Here is a 23,920-nt window from a genome sequence, read left to right as displayed (position 1 = left end):
TGTGCGGAATGCCGCCTGACCATGTGCGCATGGGGCCAGGGCGTCGTGTCATTCTCGGAGTCGACGTGGGCACCACGGCTGTCCGGGCGGCTGCTTTCGCCCTGGACGGCACCGTGCGGCACGTCGCGACGCGGACGTACCCGATGCTTCAGCCGGTGCCCGGCTGGCAGGTACAGGATCCGGATGTGCTCGTGGCGGCCACGCTGGAGGCCATCGCCGCCTGTGTCGCCGACACCGCCGGGCCGGAGGTGGTCGCGCTCGCGCTGAGTTCCGCCATGTACGGCCTGATCGGGCTGGACTCGGCGCTGACGCCGACGACGCCGCTGCTGACCTCGTTGGACTCACGGTCGTCGGAGGCAGCCCGCGACCTGTGGACTTCCGGCCAGAGCCGGGAGCTGCACCGGTTGACGGGGACGCCCGTGCACCCGATGAGCCCGCTCTGCAAGCTCATGTGGTTCGCCCGCCACGAGCCCCATCTCTGCACGACGACGCGGTGGTGGATCGGCCTCAAGGACTACGTGCTCCACCGGCTCACCGGAAGGCTGGTGACCGAGCTGTCCTCGGCGTCCGGCACCGGGATGTTCGACGTCCACCGTCGGGTCTATAGCCCGGCCGTGCTCAACCTCGTCGGTGTGTCCGAGAGCCAACTGCCCCCCGTCCTGCCCACGACGGCGTCGCTGCCGTTGTCGGCGGCGGCCGGACGGGCCGTCGGCCTGCCGTCCGGTACACCCGTCGTCGTGGGCGCGGGAGACAGCCCGTCGGGCAGCCTGGGCGCCGCCGCGATCGACAGCACCGTCGGTGGCCTGACGCTCGGGGCTACCGGGGCGCTGCGTACGGTCGTCGCCGCTCCCCTCGTGGACCCGGCCGAGTCCCTCTTCTGCGCCGCGCTGACCGAGGACGCCTGGGTGGTCGGCGGATCGGTCAGCAACGGCGGCAACGTCGTACGGTGGGCCGGACACGCCCTCGCCCCCGACCTGCACCCGGCGTCCGGGGACGGCCGTTTCGTACCCGCGCTCCTGCGCCTCGCCGAGCGGATTCCTCCGGGAAGCGACGGCCTCGTGATGCTGCCGTATCTGCTGGCCGACCGGGCACCGGCCGGTGTGTCCGGCCCACCCGGCGCGTATCTGGGATTGCGGAGCGAGCACACCCGTGGCCACCTGGTGCGGGCCGCCGTCGAGGGCGTCTGCCTGCAACTCGGCGGTGTCCGGGACCGTCTGGCCGAGCTGACGCCGATCAGCGGCGTACGGCTGACCGGCGGCGCCTTCCGTGCGCCGTTGTGGCGCGAGGTGATGGCCGCGGTCCTGGATTGTCCAGCCCAGGTCGCGGGCGAGGCCGAGGACGCCGCCCTCGGTGCGGCCGCGCTCGGGCTCTTCGCGATCGGCCTCGCCTCCGATCTCAAGGAGGCGGTCGCCCTGCTCGACCCCGAGGGGGCCCACAGCGAGCCGATCACGGTCGATGAGAGCCTCGCCACGGCCTACCGTGGCCTGCGCGCGAAGCTGCCCACCCTCGTCACGGTCGTGGGCCGCCTGGGCGAGATCCTCGACGAGGTCACCGCCGGTCCGGGCGTCGACTGGCGGGCCAGCACGACGCCACGGGACACCGTCGGCGGTTGACCGCAGGGGCCTGCGCGCCGCCGGGCCTCAGTGCTCGGGATCCTCCTTGACCTGGGCCACGAGCTGGGTCGGGTTGACGTAGCGCAGTGCGACGACGAGCAGGACGAGCATCATCGAGGTGTAGATGACCGCCATCGCGTCGACCGACTGCTGCGCCCTGATCCCGGACGCGGACATCGAGTAGTAGAGCGCCACCACGAGGGTCTGTGAGTCCGGTCCCGCGGTCAGGAAGGTCAGCTCGAACATGCCGACGGTCCGCACGAGGACGAGGATCGCGGATGCGAGGATGCCGGGCACGAGCAGCGGCGTGAGGACCCGGAGGAACACCGTCCGCAGTCCCGCGCCGCACATCCGCGCGGCGCTCTCGATCCGCGGGTCGATCTGCTCGATGAAGGGGGTCATGGTGAGAATGACGAAGGGCACCGATGGTACGAGATTGGCGAGCACGACCCCGGACATGTTCCCCGCCAGGCCGAACTTGTAGAGGACGGTCGCCAGCGGGATGCCGTACGTGATCGGTGGCATGAGGATGGGCAGCAGGAACACGAGGAAGATCAGCCGCTTGCCGGGGAACGACCGTCGCGCGAGGACGTAGGCCGCCGGCACACCGATCAGCAGCGAGACTCCCACGACGAGTACGGAGACTTCCAGGGTCACGACGATGACCTGCAGAAGCGCGAACTCGTCCCAGGCCCGGCCGTACCAACTGGTGGTGTAGCCGTCGGGCAACCAGGTGTCGAACCAGCGCTGGCCGAACGAGCTGACCAGCACGGACGCCACGACGCCCAGCAGGTTGAGGAAGAAGAAGATGACGACGCCCCACACGACCCAGGCGGCCGGGCGCGCGGTGATGCGCGGCCGTCGGTCGGTGGTGGCGGGGGGCGGCGATGGTCGCGCCCGGGTGATCGTTGCCATCAGCCCTTGCCTCCGGTGGAGCCTGTGTAGAAACGGCTGCGCGCGGCCAGGACCAGCGCGATGATGACCAGCTCGACGAACCCCATGATCATCGCGATCGCCGACGCGTACGGGTAGTCGTACTGCTCGTAGGCCGCCTGGTAGGCGGCGAGCGAGATGACCCGCGTCTCACCGGCCGGATTGCCGACCAGGACGGCCGACGGGAACACGCTGAACGCCAGCACGAACGTCAGGCAGAAGGTCGTGGCCAGGCCCGGCATCAGCAGCGGGAGGGTGATCATGGTGAACCGGCGACGCCAGTCCGCTCCCAGCGTCGCGGCCGCCCGTTCCAGGGTCGGGTCGATCCCGGAGAGGTAGGAGAGCACCAGCAGGAACGCGAACGGGAAACCGGTGATCACCAGTGAGAAGAACACGCCCCAGTAGTTGTGGGTCAGCCGCACCGGCTCGTCGACGAGGTTCCCCGCGAGCAGGATCCGGTTGAACCAGCCGGTCGGGCCGAGGAAGTTCAGCAGCCCCTGGGCGGTGAGGACCGTGCCGAGCGTGATCGGGACGACCAGCAGTGTGGTGACCAGCCGCTTGCCCCGGAACCGGCCGCGCATCCGGTAGGCGATCGGCACGGCGGCGAGGACGTTCAGCAACGCGGCGGGCAACGCGATCCGCAGCGTGATCCAGATCGTGCCCCGCTCGTAGGAGTCGGAGAAGAACCGGGCGTAGTCGCTCAGCGGCCCGCCGTCGGTCGGCTGGAACGAGAGCGTCAGACCGTAGAAGAACGGGTAGAGGAACAGGGCGATGACGAAGACCAGGGCTGGCACCAGCAACCAGAGCTGACGATCGATGCCCCGCTCGGCGAGACGGTGCTGCCAGTGCGCCAACGGTCTGCCGGGCCCGGAGCCGCTCACCGCACCGCCCCCGAGGCGTCCACGAGGCGGTCGGTCTCCCGCGTCGCGCCGGCGGGATAGACGAGAAGCCGCTGCGGATCCATGGAGAGCTTCACCTGGTCGCCCGGCGCGACCCGCTGCTCGGTACGCAGGTGCACGAGCTGACCGCTGTCGGTACGCGCCTCGGCCGCCAACTCGCGGCCCTGATACTCCACCACCTCGATGGTCGCCGACATCGCGTTCGGGGTCTCGCCGGGGCCGTCGACGCGGATGTCCTCGGGGCGTACCGCGACCATCACGTCCGACCGGGCGGGGAGGTCCCCGATGGCCTCGCCGAGCAGCCGGTGGCCGGACGACTCGACCGCGGCCCGGGTGCCGTCCACCTGCTCCACCCGCCCCCGCCACAGGTTGCGGTAGCCCATGAAGTCGGCGACGTGCCAGTTCGCCGGCCGGGTGTGCAACTCACGCGGCGACCCGATCTGCTGCACCCGCCCCTCCCGCAGCACGACCAGCCGGTCGGCCAGGGAGAGCGCCTCCTCCTGGTCGTGGGTGACGTAGACGGTGGTGAGCCCCAACGACTGGTGCAGCCGACGGATCTCGGTACGCATCTCCAGACGCAGTTTGGCGTCGAGGTTGCTCAACGGCTCGTCCATCAGCACGAGCGACGGCTCGAACACGACGGCGCGGGCGATGGCGACCCGTTGCTGCTGACCACCCGAGAGCTGGCCGGGCAGCTTGTCGACGTGGTCCTCGAGGCGCACCAGCCGCACCGCCTCCTCGGTACGCCGACGCGTCTCCTCCTTCGGCAGCCGCCGCATGCGCAGGCCGAAGGCGATGTTCGCCCGGACCGTCAGGTGGGGGAAGAGGGCGTAGCTCTGGAACACCATGCCGAAGCCGCGGCGCTCCGGTGGCAGCGTGTCGATCCGGCGCTCGTCCTGCCAGATGCTCCCCTGGGTCAGCGGCAGGAGCCCCGCCAGGCAGTTCAACGCGGTCGACTTGCCGCAGCCGGACGGGCCGAGCAGGGCGATGAACTCGCCCGTCTCGATCGTCAGGTCCAGCTCGGTGAGCGCGTCCTGGCCGCCGAACCGACGGGACACACCGTCCAACCGCAGCTGGGAGAAGGCGCTCATCCCTGCTTGACCTTCCCGCCGCCGATCTCGCGGTCCCACCGGTTGAACGCCGCCACGAGGCTCTTCGCGTCGAGCGGGACCTCGGTCGGGTTTCCGGCGATCAGCGCGTCGTACTCGGAACGGCCGAACTCCCGGATCGCGTCCTGGCTCTTCTGTGGCGCCGACGACAGCCCGACGTCCTTCACCGCCGGCCCCGGGTAGAAGTAGCCCTCGTCGTACGCCTTCGCCTGCTGCTCGGGAGTGAGCATGAACGCGAGCAGGGCGAGCACCGCGGCCTGCGTGTCGGTCGAGATGCCCTTGGGCAGCACGGCGTAGTGCGCGTCGGTGACCCAGTGGAAACCGTCGATCGTGGCGATCCTGGCCTCCTTGGGCACGGTGCCCAGCACTCGGGGGTTGATGTCCCAGCCGGTCGTGCTGACGATCAGGTGAGCGGTGCCGTTGGCGAGGTTCTTCATCGTCTCGGTGGTGCCGGACGGGTAGTAGTCGACGTACTGGCCCAGCTCCTTGAGGAAGGCCCACGTCTTGTCCCACCCCGCCGTCGGATCCTTGGGGTTCGTGTCGCCCAGGATGTAGGGCAGGCCCATCAGGAACGTCCGGCCGGGGCCGGAGTTGGCCGGCCGGGCGTACTGAAACTTCTTGGGGTTGCCCTTGGCCCAGGCGAGCAGGGCTTCCGCGCTGGTCGGCGGCGTCGGCAGCCGGGACGGCAGGTATTCGAGCAGCGGACCGGACGGGTAGTAGGTGACCGTGACGCCGGCGTTGCCGGCGAGTTGCTGCATCGCGGCGGCCGGTTGCAGGTAGTTCCCCATGCCGCTGAGGCGGTCCTGGAACTTCGGCAACACGTCGATCCAGAGGCCCTGCTCGATCCCCGCGGCCAGACCGTCGACGCCGGTCAGCACGAGACCGATGTCCACCCGGTCCGCGCCCTGCTGAGCCTTGATCTTGCCGGCCAGCTCGGGTGCCGGCGCCTTCGAATAGGTCACCCGGGAGATCACCCCGGAGTTCTTGGAGACGAACTCGTCGATCATCCCCTGTGTCAGTTGCAGGTTGCCGGCAACGTCGAGAACGTTGAGCGTGACGGCCTTACCGGGCCGCTCCGGCACCTCGCCCGTGGTGTCGCCCGAGGACTTGCCGGGGCTGTCCGGCGCCCCACACCCGACGGCGCCCGCGAAGAGCGACGATGCCGTGACCATGAGAGCGCCGCGCCGCGTCATACCCATGAGTCGTTCCCTTCATCGACTACCCGGGCCGGCCAGGTAGGTCCACGCTGCGCCCAGGCGGGGTCGCCCTACCTGCGCCGTCCGTGAAGCATTGAGACAGCCGGCGCGGCGTCACGGCAACGGGTTGCCATGTATTGCCTCGCGCGAATGTGTCCGAGCCGGCGGAATGTTGCGCGGGCATTGCCGGGTGCTCACCGGCGACTTACCATGATCACGGCGCGTAGCCGGGAGGAGCATCAAGATGCCCGACCACACCAGGCCGCCCGACAAGAGGGTCACGATCTACGACGTCGCGCTCGAAGCCGCCGTCTCACCGTCCACGGTGTCCCGCGCCTTCTCCCGACCGAGCCGCGTCAACTCCGAGACCGCCGAGCGGATCCGGCAGGTCGCCGAGCGGCTGGGCTACCGGACCAACCCCCTCGCTCGCGCCCTGACCACGGCCCGCACACACATGATCGCGCTGGTCATCGCCGACATCACCAACCCGGTGTACGCCGAGATCGTTCGCGGTGCGCAGGAGACGGCGATCGGCGACGGATACACCACCGTGCTGATCGACGCCCAGGAGTCCGACCGGGTGGAACGGGCGGCGATCGAACGCACGATGTCGACAGTCGACGGCATCGTGCTGGCCAGCAGCCGGATGTCCGACTCGGCCATCCGGATGTTCGCCAAGCAGCGGCCGGTGGTGGTCCTCAACCGCGCCATCGCGGACGTGCCCTGCGTCGTGACGGACAACCCCCGTGGGACCCGGCGGGCCGCCGAGCACCTCGGTGAGCTGGGGCACGACCACATCACGTACGTCGCGGGGCCGGAGGCGTCCTGGCCGAACGGCATCCGCTGGCGGTCGCTGCTCGAAGCGGGCATGGAGCTGGAGATCAAGGTGCGCCAGATCGGCCCGTACAGCCCGACCATCGAGGGCGGCGAGCGAGCCGCCGAGGAGTTGTCCGCTCGTCCGGCAACGGCGGTCCTCGCCTTCAACGACCAGATGGCGATCGGCCTCATCCGTGGCCTCACCCGCAGGGGCGTCGACGTTCCGGGCGACGTCAGCATCGTGGGCTTCGACAACATCCTCGCCGCCGACCTCGTCACGCCCGGGCTGACCACTGTCGCGGCACCGTTCTACGCGGCGGGCTCGGCCGCGGCCCGGCACCTGCTCACGATGATCGAGGGAGCCCCGGGGCACACCGGCCGGCCGATGGTCCTGCCGGTACGCCTCGTGGTCCGCCACTCGACGGCCGCGCGCAACCTGAGCCCGGGTCGGGTCCGCCCCCCATGGGTACGGCAGCGGCCCGCGACCCAGCCGGCGGCGCCCCTGCCGTGAGGTCGGGAGGCCCGCGACAAGAAACGACAACTCGTTGCCGGGGCCGGGCGGCGCCGGACAGGATCGGCGCACCCGCCCATCCATCTACGTCACTGCGTTCGCGAGACGGTCGATCGACGTCTCGAGCGGACGAAGGAGGAGAAGGCAATGAACCGAGGTTCGGTGCCCCGGCTGCGGCGAAGTCTCATCGTGCTGGGCACGGCGCTCACCATGGTCGCGGCCACCCTGACGGTCGCCACCACACCCGTCGCCGCGGCCCAGTCGCCGGACGACTACAGCGGCTCAGACCTGTGGCTGCGGTACGTGCCGGTCAGCGACGCGAAGCTGCTGCGCGACTACCGTCGGACGGCCACGGCGATCGTGGTCGAGAACGCCGACGCCGACAAGGTCCACCGGCACACGGCAGACCTCGCCATGGCACCCGGCTCCACCGAGAAGCTGGCCGAGACAACCCTCGGAGCCGCCCGTGACGAGTTGGTACGCGGCCTGGGTGGGCTCCTCGGCCAGGCGACGCCGGTAACGGCGGTGAACGGCGACAGGATCCCGGACGGCTCGGTCGTGGTGGGGACGCCGGCAAGCTCACCGCTGGTGCGCCACGCCGTCTCGACCCGCGAGCTGGCCCAGGTCGGCGACGAGGGTTACCTCGTACGCTCCGTGTCCCGCGGCCAGGACAGGTTCACCGTCATCGCCGGCAACAGCGACCTCGGCGCGCTCTACGGGACCTACGCCTTCCTGCGGCTGCTGCAGACGCAGAAGCCCATCGACCACCTCCGCATCTCGGAGACACCGAAGATCAAGCATCGGTTGTTGAACAACTGGGAGACCGAGCGCCTCTACGCCGGCAACAACGCCTCCGGACTGGGCGGGTTGAACGGGGAGAACGGGGCGATCTTCAACTTCGCCGCCACCGGAGCGAGCGCCGGTAAGAATCTGCCCGTCATCCTCGACCGCTACATCGTCGTGGCACGCGCGTTGGCGTCGCTCGGCATCAACGGCATCACCATCAACAACGTCAACGCCGACAACGCGTACCTGACGAGCGCCCGCATCGCGCAGGAGGCCGCCCTCGCCGACGCCCTGCGTCCGTACGGCATCAAGCTGGGTCTGTCGATCCGCTACACCGCGCCGACGGACAGCCGATTCGCGCCGGACACGTTGACCAACAGCCAACTCGACCCGTACGGCACCGACTTCCGGGGTTGGTGGAACCGCAGGGCCCAGCTGATCAAGACCGCGATCCCGGACTTCATGGGCTTCACCGTGAAGGCCAACTCGGAGGGTCAGCCCGGGCCACAGGACTTCGGGTACGACCACGGCGACGGCGCCAACGCCATCGGCGCCGCCGTCGCGCCGCTCGGGATGACCGTGCACTGGCGGACGTTCGTCTACAACGCCGAGGTCGACAACGATCGCCTCAAGCGGGCCTACCTGGAGTTCGGGCCGATCGACGACGAGGTCCAGCCGGACGGCACCAGGGGACGCTTCGCGGACAACGTGTTCCTGCAGACGAAGAACGGGCCGCTGGACTTCCAGGCCCGGGAGCCCATCCACCCGATGTTCGGCCGGATGGAGAACACCAACCAGGCCCTGGAACTCCAGATCACGCAGGAGTACACGGGCCAGAACTGGATGCTGAGCTACCTCGGCCCGATGTACGAGGAGATCCTCAAGACCGACACGTACGCGACCGACAAGAACGGCAAGTTGCTGAAGAAGCGCCTGGTCGGCAACATCGTCGACGGGAGCGCCCAGCACCACGCGGACACCGCCATCGTCGGTGTCGCCAACCTCGGCAACGCCGACAACCTGACCGGGCACCACTTCGCCCAGGCGAACCTCTTCGCCTTCGGCCGGCAGGCCTGGGACTGGGAGCTCGACGCGGACGAGATCGCCACCGACTGGATCCGGATGACCTGGGGCAACGACAGGCGTGTCGTCGACACCATCCGGAAGATGATGATGGGCTCGTGGGAGGCCCTGGTCAGCTACCAGACCCCGCTGGGCATCGGTCACCAGTTCGCCGAGGGCGCGCACTACCGCCCCGACCCGGCCGACTGGGCAGGGCGCGACGACTGGAGCCCGGTCTACTACAACCAGGCCGACACCGTCGGCCTGGGCTTCGACCGCTCCCCCACCGGCAGCAACCTGGCCGCCCAGTACTTCCCCCGACTCCAGCAGCGCTACGGGGACATCGACTCGGTCCCGGAGAACCTGCTGATGTGGTTCCACCATGTGCCGTGGGGCCATCGGATGGACAGCGGCCGGACCTTCTGGGACGAGCTGGTCTACCGCTACCAGATGGGCGTCCAGTACGTGACCTGGATGCGGGAGACCTGGGACGCGCTGCAGCCCGACATCGACGCCCGACGGTTCGCCGAGGTACGCGCCAAGCTGGCCGTGCACGAGACGGACGCCGCCGACTGGCGGGACACCTCGGTGAACTACTGGAAGGAGTTCAGCGGACGCGACATCCCGGTCGACGACGCGCCGCTCTCGGCGAAGATCGTCGTGAACGGGAAGGAGTTCGGCGGCTTCAACCTGTCGGACAACTCGTACACCATCCCGGTGCCGGCCGGGGCCTCGCCGACCATCACGAAGGTGAAGACCGCCGACCGGAAGGCGCGCTACGAGATCCTCTCCCAAGCGTCCGGCGTGCCCGGACAGGCGGTCGTCAAGGTGACGACGGAGAGCTTCTTCGGGCCGCTCGTGAAGAACTACGTCTTCAACCTGGTGCCCGACACGACGCTGACGGCCCTGCGCGTCGACGGCAAGCGCCTGGCGTCCTTCTCGCCGACGGTGCTGCGCTACAACGCCCTCGCGCCGGCCGGCACCACGACCGTGCCGACGGTCACCGCCAGCGCCGCCGACCCCGCTGCCTCGGTCGCCGTCGAGCAGGCGACCAGCGCCACCGGGCAGGCGCGGGTCACCGTCACGAACGGTGCGGCATCGTCGGTCTACACGGTGGACCTGAACACCACGATCACCGGCAGCGACGAGTTCGGCTCGGCCCAACTCGGCTCCCAGTGGCAGTGGGTACGGCCGGACGAAAGCAGGCGGCGTCTGGCCGACGGATCGCTGGTCATCACCGCGCAGCAGGGTGACCTGCAGGGCAACACCAACACCGCCCGGAACCTGGCTCTGCAGGATGTCGACGGCGATTGGACGGCCGAGTCCAGGGTCGTCTTCTCCCGCCCACTCGCCAACAACAACGAACAGGGCGGTGTGCTCGCCTACGCCGACGACGACAACTATGTGAAGCTCGCCTGGGAGATGGGCAACGCGACCGCCGCCTACAAGGTCCGGATCGTCCTCCTGCGCGAACAGAACGGCGCGGCATCGACGCTGGAGATCACCGGCGCGGACGCCCAGCGGATCGTCGGGGCCGACGGCGCCATCTGGCTTCGACTGACCAAGGTCGGAAACAGTTACCGCGCCTACTACTCCAGCGACGGAAGCGTCTACCGCTACATCGGCTCCACGACGTTGACCGCCGAGCCGACGAAGGCCGGGCTGGCGGCCTTCAACCGGGCGGGCACCGGCACCGACCTCGACGTCGCCTTCGACTACTACCGGATCGAGAGCCGAGGGGAGCGCATCCGCTAGATCAGTGAGTCCTGACTCAAGACGGGGCTGGGGTCGCAGCGAAAGGCGCTCGCCATCCACTTTGGCTGCCCGCCATGTCGATGTGCTGTTGAGCGGTATGCCTCAGAGGTATGAATATGACTCTGAGGTATACCGCTCACTACCGCATCCTCGCCCATGGAGGTGACCGACAGTCACCGAGGGGCAGCGTCTCGGTCCACTGGGATCACTGCTCCGCCGACTGGCCGACCACCTGGTCGCCAAGAGGGCTGCGCCGGTACAGCACGTGCCGTCCGTCGCGGGCGCGAGTGATCAGGCCTGTCGCGTGGAGGACCTGTAGGTGTTGTGACACGGCGCTGGGTGTGACGGTGAGCCGGCGGGCCATTTCCACGGTCGGTAGCGGTTCGGCAAGGAGCTGGAGCAGTCGCGCTCTGGGCGCGCCGAGGAGCGATGTGACGGCGGTCGCGTCGGCGGTCGGTGTCGGCGCCCAGAGCGTTGCTACTCCACGGCAGGGGTACGCCAGCATCGGTGGCTCGTCCGGGCTGACTGGCGGGGCGGGCCGGTGGGAGAAGATGGATGGCACCAGCAGCAGTCCTCGGCCGGCTGCCGCGACGTGGTGCCTGCCGATCATCTTGTCGATGTGCAGGACGCCGTCCTGCCAGCGCAGATTCGGGTGCATGTCGGCGAAGAGCAGGCGTGCGCCTCCTACGGCCAGTTGTCGGGCGCGGTAGGTCGTGTCCGCCTCCAGAACGAGTCGCATCTGCGGCCACGTCGGCTTGATCGCTGCTTGCCAATAGCGGTGCAGGCGGTCGCAGATGGCGTCGCGGAGTGCGAGCACCGGCTCATCCTCGCTCGCGGTGACTTCCTGAACGACGGCCGGTAGCCCGCCACGTGGGTACAGGGCCAGCACGTCGCGGCGTACGACGTCCGGAGGTGTCCGGCGTACGGCGGCCAGTTCGTCCTCGAAGGTCGCGGCGAAGGTCGCCGGTCGGGGCGTGAGGAAGTCCGGAACGCAGCGGTCTGGCCCGACCAGGGACATCAACAGGTCGGCACCGAGCGCGTCGAGTCTGCCGAGAACCGACCTGCGCCAGGGCAGGTGCAGCGCGTACAGGCCAGGCTCGCGTAACACTCGCAGGCTGAGCACGGCCTCGTGGATCGGCGAGATCGCGAAGCGGGTGTCCGCGAGGTCTTCGACGCCGAGCATGAAGCTGATCATTAAGCTGCACGCTACATCGCTTGGCGAGCACCGCCAAGGTGCCGTGGACTCTCCGGCATGACACAGATCAACATGACAGACCAGGCCATTCGGCGCACGGCGATCGTCACGGGCGCGGCACGCGGCATCGGCGCCGGGGTGGCCAGGCGTTTGGCGCGCGATGGCCTCGCGGTCGCCGTGGTCGACCTGGTCGAGGAAGACTGCGCCGGCACCGTGGCTGCCATCACCCGCGACGGCGGAACAGCGGCGGCGTTCGCCGCCGACGTCAGCGACGAGTCGGCCGTGACCGCCGCTGTCGCTCGGATCGCGGCCGAGCTGGGATCACCGACGGTGCTGATCAACAACGCCGGCATCGGCGGCCCCAACGCCGGCGTCGAGGAGACGAGCACCCAGCAGTGGGACGCGGTCACCGGGGTCAGCCTGCGCGGAGCGTTCTTCCTCACCCGGGCCGTGACCCCCTACATGATGGCGGCCAACTGGGGACGAATCGTCAACATGTCGAGCATTTCCGCGCTCGGCGATTCCGGCCGCGTTGACTACGCCGCCGCGAAGGCCGGTCTGATCGGCTTCACCAAATCGCTCGCGCTGCGACTCGGGCAGCACGGCGTGACGGCGAACGCCATCGGGCCAGGCTTCGTGGTCAGTGACATGACCAGGGTCGGGGCCCAGCGGCGGGGCCGCAGCTTCGAGGAGCACCAGCGGATCGTGGCGCAGACCATCCCGGTGCGCCGGGTCGGCCAGCCCGAGGACATCGCGCACACCGCGTCGTACCTGGTCAGCCCCGAAGCCGGGTTCGTCTCCGGCCAGGTCATCTACGTCGCCGGCGGGCCGGTGGACTGACGTGATCGACGCTTTCGCACAGGCGGTTCGCACATGAGTCGCAGGCTGCTGGTGCTCCTCGCCCTCACCTGCGGGGTCGCCGTCGGAAACATCTACTTCCCCCAGACGACCAGCCCGCTGGTCGCCGCCAGCCTGCACGTCGGCGCCGACTCGGCCGCCCTGGTGGTGACCGCGGTGCAGTTCGGCTATGCCGCCGGGATCTTCCTGTTGGTGCCGCTCGGCGACCGGCTCCCGCACCGCCCGCTGATCGTCACCCTGCTCGGCCTCACCGGGCTGGGGCTGCTCGCCGCGAGCGCCGCACCCGCGGTCCTGGCGCTCCTCGCCGCGATCGCTCTTGCTCGCCACCTGGCGTCAAGCCCTGCCACCGGCCACCCTCGAACCACAGTCGCCGCCCAGCACACCTGACCAAGGATGATTGTCGTGCCAGCCTCTACCCGCCGCCCATCCCTGTCGCCGGATGTGCCGATGCACGATGGCCAGCTCACAGTCTCACTCAACGCGGTGCGTGAGCTGGTGGACGCGCAGTTCCCCGAGTGGCGGAGCCTGCCTCTCAGGCGCGTCGCTTCGCAGGGAACGGTCAATGCCATCTTCCGTATCGGGGAACGGTTCACGGCCCGGTTCCCCCTTCAGCCTCTCGAGGTCGACGCGGCGCAGGGCTGGCTGGAACGCGAGGCGGAAGCGGCCCGGGAACTGATGGGTCGTACGCGATTTCCCACCCCCGAGCCGGTCGCCCTCGGTGAACCCGGCGCCGGCTACCCGCTTCCGTGGTCGGTACAGACGTGGGTACCCGGTGTCGTAGCCACCGACAAGGACCCAGGCGACTCCGTCGCGTTCGCGCACGATCTGGCCGATTTCGTCAGTGGCGTGCGAGCCATCGACACACGGGGACGCACGTTCACCGGCGAGGGTCGCGGTGGCGAGCTACCAGCGCACGACGGGTGGATGGAAACCTGCTTCGGGCGCAGCGAGGCGCTGCTGGACGTCCCGCTGCTCCGCCGGATCTGGGAGGTCATGAGGGAACTGCCGCGGGGCGAGGCCCCGGACAGGATGAACCATGGTGATCTCATTCCGGGAAACGTCCTCGTCTCCGGTGGGCGGCTGGCCGGGGTTCTCGACGTGGGCGGGCTGGGGCCTGCCGACCCTGCCCTTGATCTCGTCAGCGCCTGGCACCTGCTGGAACGCGAGCCACGTCAGGCATTTCGGCAGCAACTCGGCTGCGACGATCTCGAATGGGAGCGTGGCAAAGCGTGGGCCTTCCAGCAGGCAATGGGGGTGGTTTGGTACTACCACCAGACCAACGCCACCATGAGTCGGATGGGCCGACGCACCCTCGCGCGCATCATTGCCGACCCAACATCAGCCTGAGCCGGCACACCCGAACGAGTCGTCGCCGCCAGCAATACCGCCGCGTCGGCCCGCGCCGGATGCCGTGTACCGCCACAGCACCAACGAAAGCCGCGACCGGGCCCGTCCCCGGTTGGGACGGGCCCGGTCGCGCTCCCCCGAGCGGGATCCGCTGCCGTCAGCCCCCGATGGCGATGGCGAAGATGTGCATGGTCGACACGTTTGTTGCCGGCCGGGCGCTGATGTTGGGCAGCACGACCGAGGCGACCGCCTTGCTCTGCAACGCGACACCCACGTAGTAGACGCAGGCGGCGGTGTTCTGCCGCTGGTTGTTGGGCCGGTTCTGGTACGCGGAGACGATGGCGGCCGTCCCGGCGGAGCTCGGTCCGCCGTACCAGTCGGGCGTGCTCAGCGTGAACGTCTGGCGGGTGCCGTCGGCGTAGACCACCGTTCCGGTGCCCGACGGAGCGCCGTAGGTGCCGGTCAGGAGGAAGCCGAGGGTCCTGCCCGTGCCGGTCACGCTGATCGACTGCCCGGAGGCGATGGCGTTGTCGGCGGCCCCGGAACTGACGTTGGGCCAGCGGAAGTTGACTCCGTTGCGGCTCACCGTGCCGCCTGGGCTCGCGCCGGCCGCCGCCAGGGCCTGCGCGGAGAGCGACGCCCCGCCGCCGTCGAAGTTTCCGACGTTGGTGTTGCTGTCGCTGGTGATGCCGACGTTGCTGAAGCTCTGCTCCAACGTGGGTAGGGCGACACCTGTGCTGGTGACCCGGTAGGTGCGCCCGGCCTGCACGGTGACCTCGATCAGGTCGGATTCGATCCGGGTCGTCCGGGCGGCCGTACCGTCGGCGGTGTCGACCACCGTGACGGTGCCGGTCAGGATCCGCGAGCGCAGGCGGACGGTGCCGGCGCGGTCCGGTCGGATGAGCACCTCGGTGGCCTGACCGCTCGCCCACGTGATGCCGACCGTGTGTCCACCCCGACCCCGCAGGCCGGTCACCCGCCCACTCGGCCAGGCCGGCGGCAGCGCGGGAAGGATGTGCAGCTCACCGGCGTGGCTCTGCAACAGCATCTCGGCGATGCCGGCGGTGGCGCCGAAGTTGCCGTCGATCTGGAACGGCGGGTGCAGGTCGAACATGTTGGGCGCGAGCCGTGCGGTGGTGGCGAGGTAGCGGATCAGGTCGTGGGCCCGCTTGCCCTCCTCCATCCGAGCCCAGAAGTTGATTTTCCAGGCCAGTGACCAGCCCGTGCCGTCGTCGCCGCGCAGTGCCAGGGTCCGGCGGGCCGCCTCGAACAGCTGTGGGGTGCCGCGCTTGGTGATCTGGTTGCTGGGGGCCAGGCCGTACAGGTGCGAGATGTGCCGGTGGTTGGGCTCGGTCTCCACCCAGTCGTAGAGCCACTCCATGATGTTGCCGCGCGAGCCGATCTTCATGGGTGGGAGGCGATCCCGGGTGGCGCGAACCTGGGCCCGGAAGGTGCTGTCCACGTCGAGGATCTCGCTCGCCCGGGCGCAGGCGTCGAACAGGTCCCGCAGGATCTGGTTGTCCATCGTGGGGCCGGCGCACACGCTGGCGTTCGCGTGGTGGCTGAGCTCCGGCGAATTCGACGGGTTGGTCACCAGGTAACCGAGGGTCGGTTCGGTCACCAGGGTGTTGAGGAAGAACTGCGCGGCGCCCTTCATGGCCGGGTAGTTCGTCCGCAGGAACTCGATGTCACCGTTGAACAGGTAGTGGTCCCAGATCAACGTGGACAGCCACGCGCCGCCGGTCTGCCACATGCCCCAGAACGCGCCGTCCACCACCGCGGTGGCCCGCCACGCGTCGGTGTTGTGGTGGGTGACCCAGCCACTGGCGGCGCCGTACTGCACCTGGGCGGTCCGCGTTCCGGTGACGGCAAGGTCTCTGACCAGGTCGAAGACCGGGTTGTGGCACTCGGCCAGGTTTGTGGTGTTGGCCGGCCAGTAGTTCATCGGCAGGTTGGCGTTGATCGTGTACTTCGAGTCCCAGGAGGGGGCCAGCGAGTCGTTCCAGATGCCCTGGAGGTTGGCCGGCTGCGTGCCGGGCCGCGAGGACGAGATCAGCAGGTACCGCCCGAACTGGAACAGCAGCGCCGAGAACTGCGGGTCGTTGACGCTGTTGTGCTGGGCGATCCGGACATCGGTCGTCTGGTCGGCGGCGGAGGTGCGGCCCAGGTCGAGGCTGACCCGGCCGAACAACGCCTGGTAGTCGGCCACGTGCCGGCTGCGCAGTTGGTCGTAGCTGCTGGCCCGCGCGGCGGAGAGACGCTGACGGGCGATGCCCTGGTAGTCGCCGCCGACGTTACGGTAGTTGACGTAGCTCGAGCCGATGGAGATCAGCAGGGTCACGCTGGTGGCGTTCGTCACCCGCAGGGTGCCGCCGGAGCTGGACACACTGCCGCCGCTGACTGTCGCATTGGCCAGGGCGAGGAAGCGGACCGCGCCGGTGACGCCCTCCATGTTTCCGGAGACGCCGTCGAGGCCGATCGTGGTGCCGTCCGGGCTGGACACCGTGGTGCGCTGCGGGCTGTCGAAGGTGGCGGTGAAGCTGATCGACCCGCTCCGGTCGGCGGTCAGCCGGATCGCGATGACCTGGTCCGGTGCGCTGGCGAACACCTCACGCTGGTGTCGAACGCCGTTCAGCACGTACGTCGTCGTGGCCGTGGCGGTGGTGAGGTCGAGCGTCCGGTTGTACTGAGACGCTCCGCTGGCGGAGCCGAAGGCGAGCCGGAGGTTGCCGACGGTCTGGTAGGCCAGCTGGCCGCCGGGGTTGCCCATCATGGTCTGGTTGATCAGATCCTGGGCCTGGGTCCACTGGTTCGCGTTGACCAGCCGCCGGATCTCCGCCAGCGCTCCCGCGCCTCTGGGGTTGCTGGGATCGTGCGGACCGCCCGCCCAGACGGTGTCCTCGTTGAGCTGGAGTCGTTCCGTGTCGACATTGCCGAAGACCATGGCACCGAGCCGGCCGTTGCCAATCGGCAGGGCTCGTAGCCAGTCGGTGCCGGCTGCCTCGTCGTACCAGAGCGCGAGGTCCCCGGCGGCCAGCACCTGCGGCGGCGCCACCGAGTCTGCTCGGGCCACGGCGGTCCACGGCAGTGGCAGGAGAGCACCGCCCGCGCCGGCTGCGCCGACCTTGAGGGCTTGCCGTCGGGTCAGGTCTGACATCGATCCTCCAAACGGTGACCGATCCGGCCACCCCGAAGCGTGACAACAACGAAACCCGACCTGGGGATCCGCTCGATGGCCAACCGGGGGGCCTTGCTGCGCAGGCCGGCGCTGGGCCCTGAGACAGTCAGACATCTGATGTGTTTCGGGAAGGTTACTCCGGAGCCACAGAATAGGCAATGATCGATCGATACGTGGAAGTTGTCCTACCGACCCTGGTGACCGGGCGAATCAGCAGCAAGTCAGCGGTGGACCCACCCGACCCGCCACGGCCGAACACCGCAGACGGGTCGGCGCTCGCCGCTCCAGACACCCATACATCCGATGTACGGCGCCGAGCAGGCACTCCACAAGCCCTGAGACGAACGGTCGACGACTTGGCCGTCACGCTCCACGACGAAGGTAGGCGTCGAGCGCCCCGGCGCCGCTGAGCATGGCGCGACTCCTGGCCGAGAGGCGGGCACGCCAGTCGCGCAGCATGGACTCGATCGGCGCGATGCCGCCGGCCGACCGGACCTGGGCGATCAGCGGGGCGATCTGCTCCAGTAGGTAACCGCCTCGCCTGAGCTGGTGCGCCAGCAGGGCGTCGCGCACATCGGCCGCGCTGTAGACGCGGTAGCCCGTCCGCGGGTCACGGTGCGGCTGAATCACCCCAGCTCGCTCCCATTTGCGCAGCGTGGCCGGGCGAACACCGAGCCTCCTCGACAGTGGACCGACGAACATGTCCCTTCGCTCCGGCGGCGCGGGCTCCAGCTCACCAAGAGCGGCTTCGACGGCCTCGAGGGTGCGGCGGTCGTCGACGAGCTGTGCGTGACTTTCGTCGATGAGTTGGAGCGCGTCCTCGGTCGCGTCCCGGTTGACCGCCTGCATGATCGCCGTGGCCGTCCGATGCCCGTGTCCGGGCACGAGCGCGAGGAACGCGTGCAGTGCCTGCGCGTGCAGCGGTGTGTAGGTGCGATAGCCGTGCGCGGTGCGCTCAGCGGCCGGCAGGATGCCAACCTCTTCGTAGTTCCTGACCGCCTGTGTCGACAGACCGTGCGCTCGCGCCAGGTCGACCGGCCTGAGCCGTCCACGGTCTTGAAGGTCTCGCCCCACAGCCCTGCCAATACCGCTCGAAAGTCTCAACGGCCGGCCCAACCATAGCGTTGAGGGGGCGACTACTTGTTCACCCGGGCCAGCCACCCCCTGGCGATGGCCAGCCGGTCGGCGGTCCCACGATCAGCCGTCACCCGGTCGGGTCGATCCGGTCCCGACCGCCCGCAGGTGTGCCAGGCCCTGCGCCCAGGACTGGGTCAGGGTGGTTTCGTGGTAGGCGATGCCGTGGTCGGCGCAGAACTGGCGGACCAACGGTTGGGCGTCGCGCAGGTTCGGCCGGGGCATGCTGGGGAAGAGGTGGTGCTCAATCTGATAGTTGAGCCCACCGAGCAGCGCGTCGACGAGCCGCCCGCCACGCACGTTGCGGGAGGTGAGAACCTGTCGGCGTAGGTAGTCGAGGTCGTCGGCCTCGGTCAGGATGGGCATCCCCTTGTGGTTCGGGGCGAAGGAGCTGCCCAGGTAGAGGCCGAAGATGGCCTGGTTGACCAGGATGAACACGATCGCCTGTGGAACGCTCAGGACCACGAAGACGGCCGCGAGGTAGCCGGCGAGGTGCAGGACGAGCAGACCCGCCTCCGTTGCTCGGTGCCGGAGTCCGCCGCGGATGACGATCGCCCGGACGCTGGCGGCATGCAGATGCAGACCCTCCACCAGCAGCAGGGGGAAGAACAGCGCCGCCTGGTGCCGGACGAACAGCGCCCGCAGGCCACGCTGCGTCGCCGCCTGGCCCGGGGTGAAGGACAGCGGAACCACCAGGATGTCGGGGTCCCGGCCTTCGGTGTTCGGGTGCGCGTGGTGGCGGTTGTGCTTGTCGACCCACCAGCCGTAACTGATCCCGGTCAGCAGGTTTCCACAGACCAGGCCGACCACGTCGTTCGCCCGGCGGGTGCGGAAGATCTGTCGATGTCCCGCGTCGTGACCAAGAAACGCCAGTTGGGCGAGGAGCACCGCGAGCGCAGCGGCGGTGGCCGTCTGCCACCACGACGGCCCAAGTCGAACGAAAACCACGCCCACGACCACGAGGCACGCCAGCACCAGCGTCACTCGCACCGCGTAGTAACGAGGTCGTCGGTCGAGCAGACCCGCGCCCCGGACCAGTCGGGACAGGTCGGCGTATTCACTGCCCCGGTCACTGCGGGCGCCAAGATCGGTATTGCTCACCCTCGCCACTCCTTGTCAGCCCGCCCGCGAGCGCGCTGGCTCCGCCGTCAGCCATGGCCCGAGAGGCGCGCGATCCGATCGTCGTAGCACCGAGATCGAACGCGAACCGCCGCTGACGGTGCCAGTCTTCCGCACTGCTGGGTCCCCGCAGGAGAAAACGGCGGCTCAGAGGCCCGTGCGGTCCTGCTGCCCCCGACAGACCGGGGCCATCGCAAACGATCATCCTGATTTACACTCTGCGATCGAATGCACTGCTGAACGTGGCCGCGCAACCTCCCCGAACTCCCTACCGAAGCCCAAGACACCTGCCTGCCCACCCGGCGTCTGGTCGTGTTCTGGGGAGGCCTAGCTGCAGTGTGACAGTCACGAGGCGAGTCCGTAGGCATAGGAGCGAACTAAATGTCCCAGGCACGAAAACCGGCCGGCAAGTGGTTGGCCACGCTCACGGTGGTGACCCTTACAAGCTTGCTGGCCGCCGTACCGGCCGGCGCGGTCGGGGGAGGTGGTGCGGTCGCCGACGGCGCGTACCCGTACCTCGCCAAGATTGACGTCGGCGGTGGGGGACCCTCCGGTCGCGCCTGCACCGGCGCGCTGATCTCGCCGCGGTGGGTGGCCAGCGCGAGTAGCTGTTTCGCGGTGAACGGCCAGCCGATCACCGCAGGTCCGCCCGCAGCGCCGACCACCGCCACCATCGGCCGCACGGACCTCACCACCAACACGGGCCGTGTGCTCACGGTGATGGAACTCGTGCCGCACCCGGACCGGAATCTGGTGCTGGCGAGATTGTCGGCCCCGATCACCACCATCACGCCGGTGACGATCGGGTCCACCGCTCCCGCCGTGGGCGACGTGCTGCACGTCGGCGGCTACGGTCGCACCGCCACCGAATGGCTGCCGGATCGCGCGCACGTCGCGGCGTTCGAGGTGACCAGTGTCGGTGCCAGCACACTGGGCATTCAGGGACAGGCGCCCGGCCAGAGCAGCCCGTGCAAGGGCGATGCCGGCGGCCCGGCTCTACGGGAGGTCGCGGGACGCGTCGAACTCGTCGCCCTCAATCACCTGTCGTGGCAGAACGGGTGTCTCGGCGAAACCGAGACGCGGCAGGGCGCAACCGAGACTCGCCTGGACGACATCGGCTACTGGGTCCGCCAGAGGATTGCGGAGACGCAGTCCTCCATGCCGAGTGGCGAGTGCTGGAACTGCTCGAGGTCACGCTCTCTGGCTTCCGCGAACGACCACTTCTCGCTCCTACTCCAGGCGGACGGCAACCTCGTGCTGTACGTGGGTGGCCTCCCCATCTGGGCTACCCGCACCACCAACGGGGCACGCCTGGCCAACCAGTCGGACGGCAACGTGGTGCTCTACGGTGCCGACGGCAGCGCAGTCTGGAGTACCGGCACCTTCGGCAACGGACCGTCGACGCTGCGGTTGCAGAACGACGGCAACCTGGTCCTCTACCGCAACAGCGACCTGGCGCCGGTCTGGTCGAGCGGGACCCTGCTCAGCGGGTCCCTCATCCGGAACGAGACGGGTGGCGTCGCGGTCCTCGCTGGCGGCGCGGCCATCTGGTTTGCCAGCCCGCAGGAGCTCGCCGCAGCGGGTTATGCCACCACGCCGGTTGTTCCGGTCTCCACCAGTTGGGCCGCCTCTCTGCCCAGCATGCCGCAGAGCGGCACGCTCATCCGGAACGAGACTGGCGGCGTCGCCGTGATCGCCGGCGGCGCGGCGGTCTGGTTCGCCAACCAGGACGAATTCCGTAACGCGGGGTACGGCACGACGCCCAGTATCGGCGTTCCGACCGCCTGGGCTGTATCTCTACCCGGTATACCGCAGAACGGCACCCTCATCAGGAACGAGACCGGCGGCGTCGCCGTCGTTGCGGGGGGCGCCGCGATGTGGTTCCCCACTCCGGAGGAACTCCGTGAGGCCGGTTACGGCACCGTGCCGAGCATCGGGGTCCCCACCAGGTGGGCCCTCGGTCTCCTTAGCAAGCCACAGGACGGCACGCTCGTCCGGTCGGGCGCCTCGCCCCAGGTGTGGCGAGTCAACGGTGGCACCCGCACGGCGGTGACATCAGGCCCAACGGAGAATGTCACCACCATCGGTGTGACTTCCCTACAGGCCATCCCGGTCGCATGACGGTCGGTGCCGCCCGCGCGCACCGGCGTGGGCGTCACCGTGTCAGAGCCGTCGCGGCCCGCGTTGTCGCGGCGGTGGCCGTCGGCACCGCTGCACGGCCTCGTCAGACGGTCACGCGGTTGCTGGCCGGTAGTCCATGCCGTCGAGACCGGGCAGCAGGACGGCGGCATACCTCTCGTCGGCGGTGATGTCCGCGTCCTCGTCGACCTCGAAGCCGATGACGGCACGTTGGATGGGCACGTCGGCGTGCACGGCGACGGCCACGTCGGCGAGCCACCGATCGAGCGGGGCACGCCAGGTCAGTGATTCGACCCCGCTCCGTTCATCGAAGGGGTACCCGCCGATCCGCTCGTCGAGCCGGGCCAGCGCACCGAGCGGTAGGTAGAGCTCGAGGCTGTCGATTCCCTCGTACCGGGAGGAGAAGCCACCGCAGACCACCCGGCCGCCGGACGGCAGGGTCAGCGTCCCGCGCAGGTGCCCACCCACCTGAAACGCGGCCGCACCAGGCTCGACGTCGACCAGTTCCGGCCCTACGCGGCACTCGCGGACACCGGCGGCTCGCCACAGAGACCGCACGGCTCGGTCGAGTCTGGCGTCGTCGGTCGCGCCGAGGACGAGAATGACCTCGTAGAACCCGCCCGCCCAGTTCTCGTCGTCGCTCAGGTCATCCGCGGTTGCCACCACTACACCGTCCACCAGTGGGCGACACGCGTCATCTCGGTTTCCGACCGTCGTGTGGTCGAGAAGGCCGCTGATACGGGCGCAGAAGTCGGCATCATCGGGTCCGGTAACAAGCCGGTAGCCATCCACACGCTCGCTCCCCTGCTTGCGCGGGCCACCGCTTGTCGTAACCCGACCCGTACAATCGACGCGTGTCGAATCACCTGTGGCGCGGGAGCCGATAGACCAATGCGGGCACCGTCCGCCGCCACCGTCATCTTCGATTTCGACGGCGTACTGTTGCGCGGGGATGCGTTCGGGCTTTTCCTGCGACGCATTGTTTTCGCGGGTGCCCGATTGCCGGTTGCCGTCATCCTGGCTGTCCTCCTCGCACCCATGGTCGCCATTCCCGCCTACCGCCCGCGGGCGGCGTGGTGGATGAGCCGAATCGGCCTGCGGGGCCGCAGCGCGGACCGGCTGCGGGCGGAACTTGGGCGTTTCGGAGCGGACCTCGGTGCCGAGCCCGAGCGGATCATTGCACCCGGCCTGCAGATGATCCGCACCCACCTCGACGCGGGCGACCGGGTCGTCGTGGTCACCGGCTGCGAACACACCCTGGCGCGCGCGGTGCTCGACGCGATCGGCCTCGCCGAGGTCGAACTCGTGGCCTCGCACATCCACGGGCCGAAGCTGCTCGTGCACAACTACGGGGCGACCAAGGTGGTGCAGCTCGCCGCCCAGGGTGTGACGCCGCCCTGGCGGGTGGCCTACAGCGACTCACTGTCGGATCTGCCCGTCCTTGCCGCCGCCGGGCAGGCGGTGTTGGTCAACGCGAACGCGCGTCAGGTCGCCAGGGCGCGGAAGCTGCTCGGTGCCCGGCTGACCACGGTGACCTGGAAGGGTGGCCGCCTCTCCCGGGAAGACGAGGCATCGGGGCCGGTCAGCTGACCGCGGCGCCGCGACACCACTGTCGAAGCCTGGGTGCCGCGGCGGGGTCACGGCAGGCAGCCGTTGCCGGAAAGGTGGACAGCATGACCCGATACGACAACATCGACGCTCTGCTCCAACGGGCCGGCCAACCACTCGGCACGACCGGATGGCACCTCGTCGACCAGGCCCGGATCAACACGTTCGCCGAGGCGACCGGCGACCACCAGTGGATACACGTCGACGAGGAGCGGGCGGCAGCGGAGAGCCCGTTCCAGACGACAATCGCGCACGGCATGCTCACGCTCTCGCTCTGCGCCACCTTCCTGTCCGAACTGGTCGAGGTCGACGGCGTCGGCCTGGTCATCAACGCCGGGCTGAACAAGGTGCGCCTCCGCGCTCCGGTTCCGGCCGGCGCACGGGTGCGCGGCGCGGCGACCCTTTTGGAGGCCCGCCGAATGGCCGGCGGGTGCCGGGTCGTCGTGCAGATGCGGGTGGAGATCGAGGGCGAGACCAGACCCGCCTGTGTCGCCGACTGGGTCCTGGTGTTCCAGCAGTGACCGCCTCCAGCGACGGTGGTTGCGCGCCGCTGCTCGTACCAGTTGTCACCCGGACAGTCACTCGGCCGTTGCTGGGGCAGGAGATCCCTCGTTCCGCGGAGGGCGCTCCGACATCATCGGAACGGTCGGCGCGAGGATCCA

The 23,920-nt window shown here is 69.2% G+C and carries 18 protein-coding genes; 9 read left to right on the top strand and 9 right to left on the bottom strand.

Features of this window, described 5'->3' with window-relative positions; genetic code table 11:
• Positions 1 to 8 precede the first annotated feature (8 nt).
• A complete protein-coding gene (locus C7C45_RS03995; protein ID WP_341866467.1) occupies positions 9 to 1,613 on the top strand; it encodes a gluconokinase in 1,605 nt (534 codons plus the stop codon).
• 27 nt (positions 1,614 to 1,640) lie between these two features.
• Here the strand turns inward: C7C45_RS03995 and C7C45_RS03990 are convergent, their stop codons facing one another.
• From C7C45_RS03990 to C7C45_RS03975, 4 genes are read right to left on the bottom strand one after another with little or no spacing between them, the layout of a single operon-like run.
• The gene (locus C7C45_RS03990; protein ID WP_110562262.1) at positions 1,641 to 2,528 is read right to left on the bottom strand and encodes an ABC transporter permease; all 888 of its coding nucleotides are present in this window, start codon (positions 2,526 to 2,528) and stop codon (positions 1,641 to 1,643) included.
• Positions 2,528 to 3,427 carry an ABC transporter permease gene (locus tag C7C45_RS03985; protein WP_110562261.1) on the bottom strand — a complete coding sequence of 300 codons (900 nt, stop codon included), beginning with the start codon at positions 3,425 to 3,427 and terminating at the stop codon, positions 2,528 to 2,530. The genes C7C45_RS03990 and C7C45_RS03985 overlap by 1 nt, the downstream gene beginning before the upstream one ends.
• The gene (locus C7C45_RS03980; RefSeq protein WP_110562260.1) at positions 3,424 to 4,536 is read right to left on the bottom strand and encodes an ABC transporter ATP-binding protein; all 1,113 of its coding nucleotides are present in this window, start codon (positions 4,534 to 4,536) and stop codon (positions 3,424 to 3,426) included. Before C7C45_RS03980 ends, C7C45_RS03985 begins: the two co-directional genes overlap by 4 nt.
• Entirely contained in the window at positions 4,533 to 5,753 is a 1,221-nt protein-coding gene (locus C7C45_RS03975; RefSeq protein WP_110562259.1) for an extracellular solute-binding protein, read from the bottom strand. The genes C7C45_RS03980 and C7C45_RS03975 overlap by 4 nt, the downstream gene beginning before the upstream one ends.
• A gap of 241 nt (positions 5,754 to 5,994) precedes the next feature.
• Between C7C45_RS03975 and C7C45_RS03970 the strand changes: the two genes are divergently transcribed.
• Positions 5,995 to 7,077: a LacI family DNA-binding transcriptional regulator gene (locus C7C45_RS03970; protein ID WP_110562258.1), complete on the top strand. Its 1,083-nt coding sequence runs from the start codon at positions 5,995 to 5,997 to the stop codon at positions 7,075 to 7,077.
• 147 nt (positions 7,078 to 7,224) lie between these two features.
• The gene (locus tag C7C45_RS03965) at positions 7,225 to 10,680 is read left to right on the top strand and encodes an alpha-glucuronidase family glycosyl hydrolase (RefSeq protein ID WP_110562257.1); all 3,456 of its coding nucleotides are present in this window, start codon (positions 7,225 to 7,227) and stop codon (positions 10,678 to 10,680) included.
• A gap of 205 nt (positions 10,681 to 10,885) precedes the next feature.
• Here C7C45_RS03965 and C7C45_RS03960 read toward each other — a convergent pair whose 3' ends face one another.
• The gene (locus C7C45_RS03960) at positions 10,886 to 11,875 is read right to left on the bottom strand and encodes an ArsR/SmtB family transcription factor (protein WP_110562256.1); all 990 of its coding nucleotides are present in this window, start codon (positions 11,873 to 11,875) and stop codon (positions 10,886 to 10,888) included.
• 57 nt (positions 11,876 to 11,932) lie between these two features.
• On the opposite strand from C7C45_RS03960, the gene C7C45_RS03955 reads away from it, so the two are divergent.
• The 3 genes from C7C45_RS03955 to C7C45_RS03945 are packed head-to-tail and all read left to right on the top strand — an operon-like array spanning position 11,933 to position 14,080.
• Complete coding sequence (locus C7C45_RS03955; RefSeq protein ID WP_110562255.1) at positions 11,933 to 12,715, top strand: SDR family NAD(P)-dependent oxidoreductase; 783 nt, start codon at positions 11,933 to 11,935, stop codon at positions 12,713 to 12,715.
• A gap of 33 nt (positions 12,716 to 12,748) precedes the next feature.
• Positions 12,749 to 13,120, top strand: a complete 372-nt coding sequence (locus C7C45_RS03950) for an MFS transporter (protein WP_244200235.1) — start codon at positions 12,749 to 12,751, stop codon at positions 13,118 to 13,120.
• A gap of 15 nt (positions 13,121 to 13,135) precedes the next feature.
• Entirely contained in the window at positions 13,136 to 14,080 is a 945-nt protein-coding gene (locus C7C45_RS03945) for an aminoglycoside phosphotransferase family protein (RefSeq protein WP_244200234.1), read from the top strand.
• Between the two features lie 157 nt (positions 14,081 to 14,237).
• Here C7C45_RS03945 and C7C45_RS03940 read toward each other — a convergent pair whose 3' ends face one another.
• The 3 genes from C7C45_RS03940 to C7C45_RS03930 all read right to left on the bottom strand — a co-directional run bounded on the left by C7C45_RS03940 (position 14,238) and on the right by C7C45_RS03930 (position 19,493).
• Complete coding sequence (locus C7C45_RS03940; RefSeq protein WP_110562253.1) at positions 14,238 to 17,237, bottom strand: glycoside hydrolase family 95 protein; 3,000 nt, start codon at positions 17,235 to 17,237, stop codon at positions 14,238 to 14,240.
• Between the two features lie 384 nt (positions 17,238 to 17,621).
• A complete protein-coding gene (locus C7C45_RS03935; RefSeq protein WP_110562252.1) occupies positions 17,622 to 18,332 on the bottom strand; it encodes a TioE family transcriptional regulator in 711 nt (236 codons plus the stop codon).
• 123 nt (positions 18,333 to 18,455) lie between these two features.
• The gene (locus C7C45_RS03930; RefSeq protein ID WP_110562251.1) at positions 18,456 to 19,493 is read right to left on the bottom strand and encodes a fatty acid desaturase family protein; all 1,038 of its coding nucleotides are present in this window, start codon (positions 19,491 to 19,493) and stop codon (positions 18,456 to 18,458) included.
• Positions 19,494 to 19,892: 399 nt separating this feature from the next.
• Here C7C45_RS03930 and C7C45_RS03925 point away from each other — a divergent pair, with 399 nt between their 5' ends.
• Positions 19,893 to 21,632, top strand: a complete 1,740-nt coding sequence (locus C7C45_RS03925) for a trypsin-like serine protease (RefSeq protein WP_110562250.1) — start codon at positions 19,893 to 19,895, stop codon at positions 21,630 to 21,632.
• Positions 21,633 to 21,743: 111 nt separating this feature from the next.
• On the opposite strand, the gene C7C45_RS03920 is transcribed toward C7C45_RS03925, so the two are convergent.
• Entirely contained in the window at positions 21,744 to 22,313 is a 570-nt protein-coding gene (locus C7C45_RS03920) for a hypothetical protein (protein WP_146247262.1), read from the bottom strand.
• Positions 22,314 to 22,367: 54 nt separating this feature from the next.
• Between C7C45_RS03920 and C7C45_RS03915 the strand changes: the two genes are divergently transcribed.
• Positions 22,368 to 23,240, top strand: coding sequence for a haloacid dehalogenase-like hydrolase (locus tag C7C45_RS03915; RefSeq protein WP_146247261.1), 873 nt, complete (start codon positions 22,368 to 22,370; stop codon positions 23,238 to 23,240).
• A gap of 83 nt (positions 23,241 to 23,323) precedes the next feature.
• A complete protein-coding gene (locus C7C45_RS03910) occupies positions 23,324 to 23,779 on the top strand; it encodes a MaoC family dehydratase (protein ID WP_110562247.1) in 456 nt (151 codons plus the stop codon).
• Positions 23,780 to 23,920 lie beyond the last annotated feature (141 nt).

Origin of the sequence: Micromonospora arborensis, assembly GCF_003205615.1 — a bacterium.
GTDB lineage: Bacteria > Actinomycetota > Actinomycetes > Mycobacteriales > Micromonosporaceae > Micromonospora > Micromonospora arborensis.
The sequence above is the reverse complement of the archived record's forward strand: the minus strand, read 5'-3'. Positions and strand labels throughout refer to the sequence as shown.

Excerpts from the sequence above, each read along its gene's own strand:
- C7C45_RS03995 (WP_341866467.1), top strand. The coding sequence starts at position 9 with ATGCCGCCTGACCATGTGCGCATGGGGCCAGGGCGTCGTGTCATTCTC.
- C7C45_RS03990 (WP_110562262.1), bottom strand. The coding sequence starts at position 2,528 with ATGGCAACGATCACCCGGGCGCGACCATCGCCGCCCCCCGCCACCACC.
- C7C45_RS03980 (WP_110562260.1), bottom strand. The coding sequence starts at position 4,536 with ATGAGCGCCTTCTCCCAGCTGCGGTTGGACGGTGTGTCCCGTCGGTTC.
- C7C45_RS03975 (WP_110562259.1), bottom strand. The coding sequence starts at position 5,753 with ATGGGTATGACGCGGCGCGGCGCTCTCATGGTCACGGCATCGTCGCTC.
- C7C45_RS03970 (WP_110562258.1), top strand. The coding sequence starts at position 5,995 with ATGCCCGACCACACCAGGCCGCCCGACAAGAGGGTCACGATCTACGAC.
- C7C45_RS03965 (WP_110562257.1), top strand. The coding sequence starts at position 7,225 with ATGAACCGAGGTTCGGTGCCCCGGCTGCGGCGAAGTCTCATCGTGCTG.
- C7C45_RS03960 (WP_110562256.1), bottom strand. The coding sequence starts at position 11,875 with ATGATCAGCTTCATGCTCGGCGTCGAAGACCTCGCGGACACCCGCTTC.
- C7C45_RS03955 (WP_110562255.1), top strand. The coding sequence starts at position 11,933 with ATGACACAGATCAACATGACAGACCAGGCCATTCGGCGCACGGCGATC.
- C7C45_RS03950 (WP_244200235.1), top strand. The coding sequence starts at position 12,749 with ATGAGTCGCAGGCTGCTGGTGCTCCTCGCCCTCACCTGCGGGGTCGCC.
- C7C45_RS03940 (WP_110562253.1), bottom strand. The coding sequence starts at position 17,237 with ATGTCAGACCTGACCCGACGGCAAGCCCTCAAGGTCGGCGCAGCCGGC.
- C7C45_RS03925 (WP_110562250.1), top strand. The coding sequence starts at position 19,893 with ATGTCCCAGGCACGAAAACCGGCCGGCAAGTGGTTGGCCACGCTCACG.
- C7C45_RS03910 (WP_110562247.1), top strand. The coding sequence starts at position 23,324 with ATGACCCGATACGACAACATCGACGCTCTGCTCCAACGGGCCGGCCAA.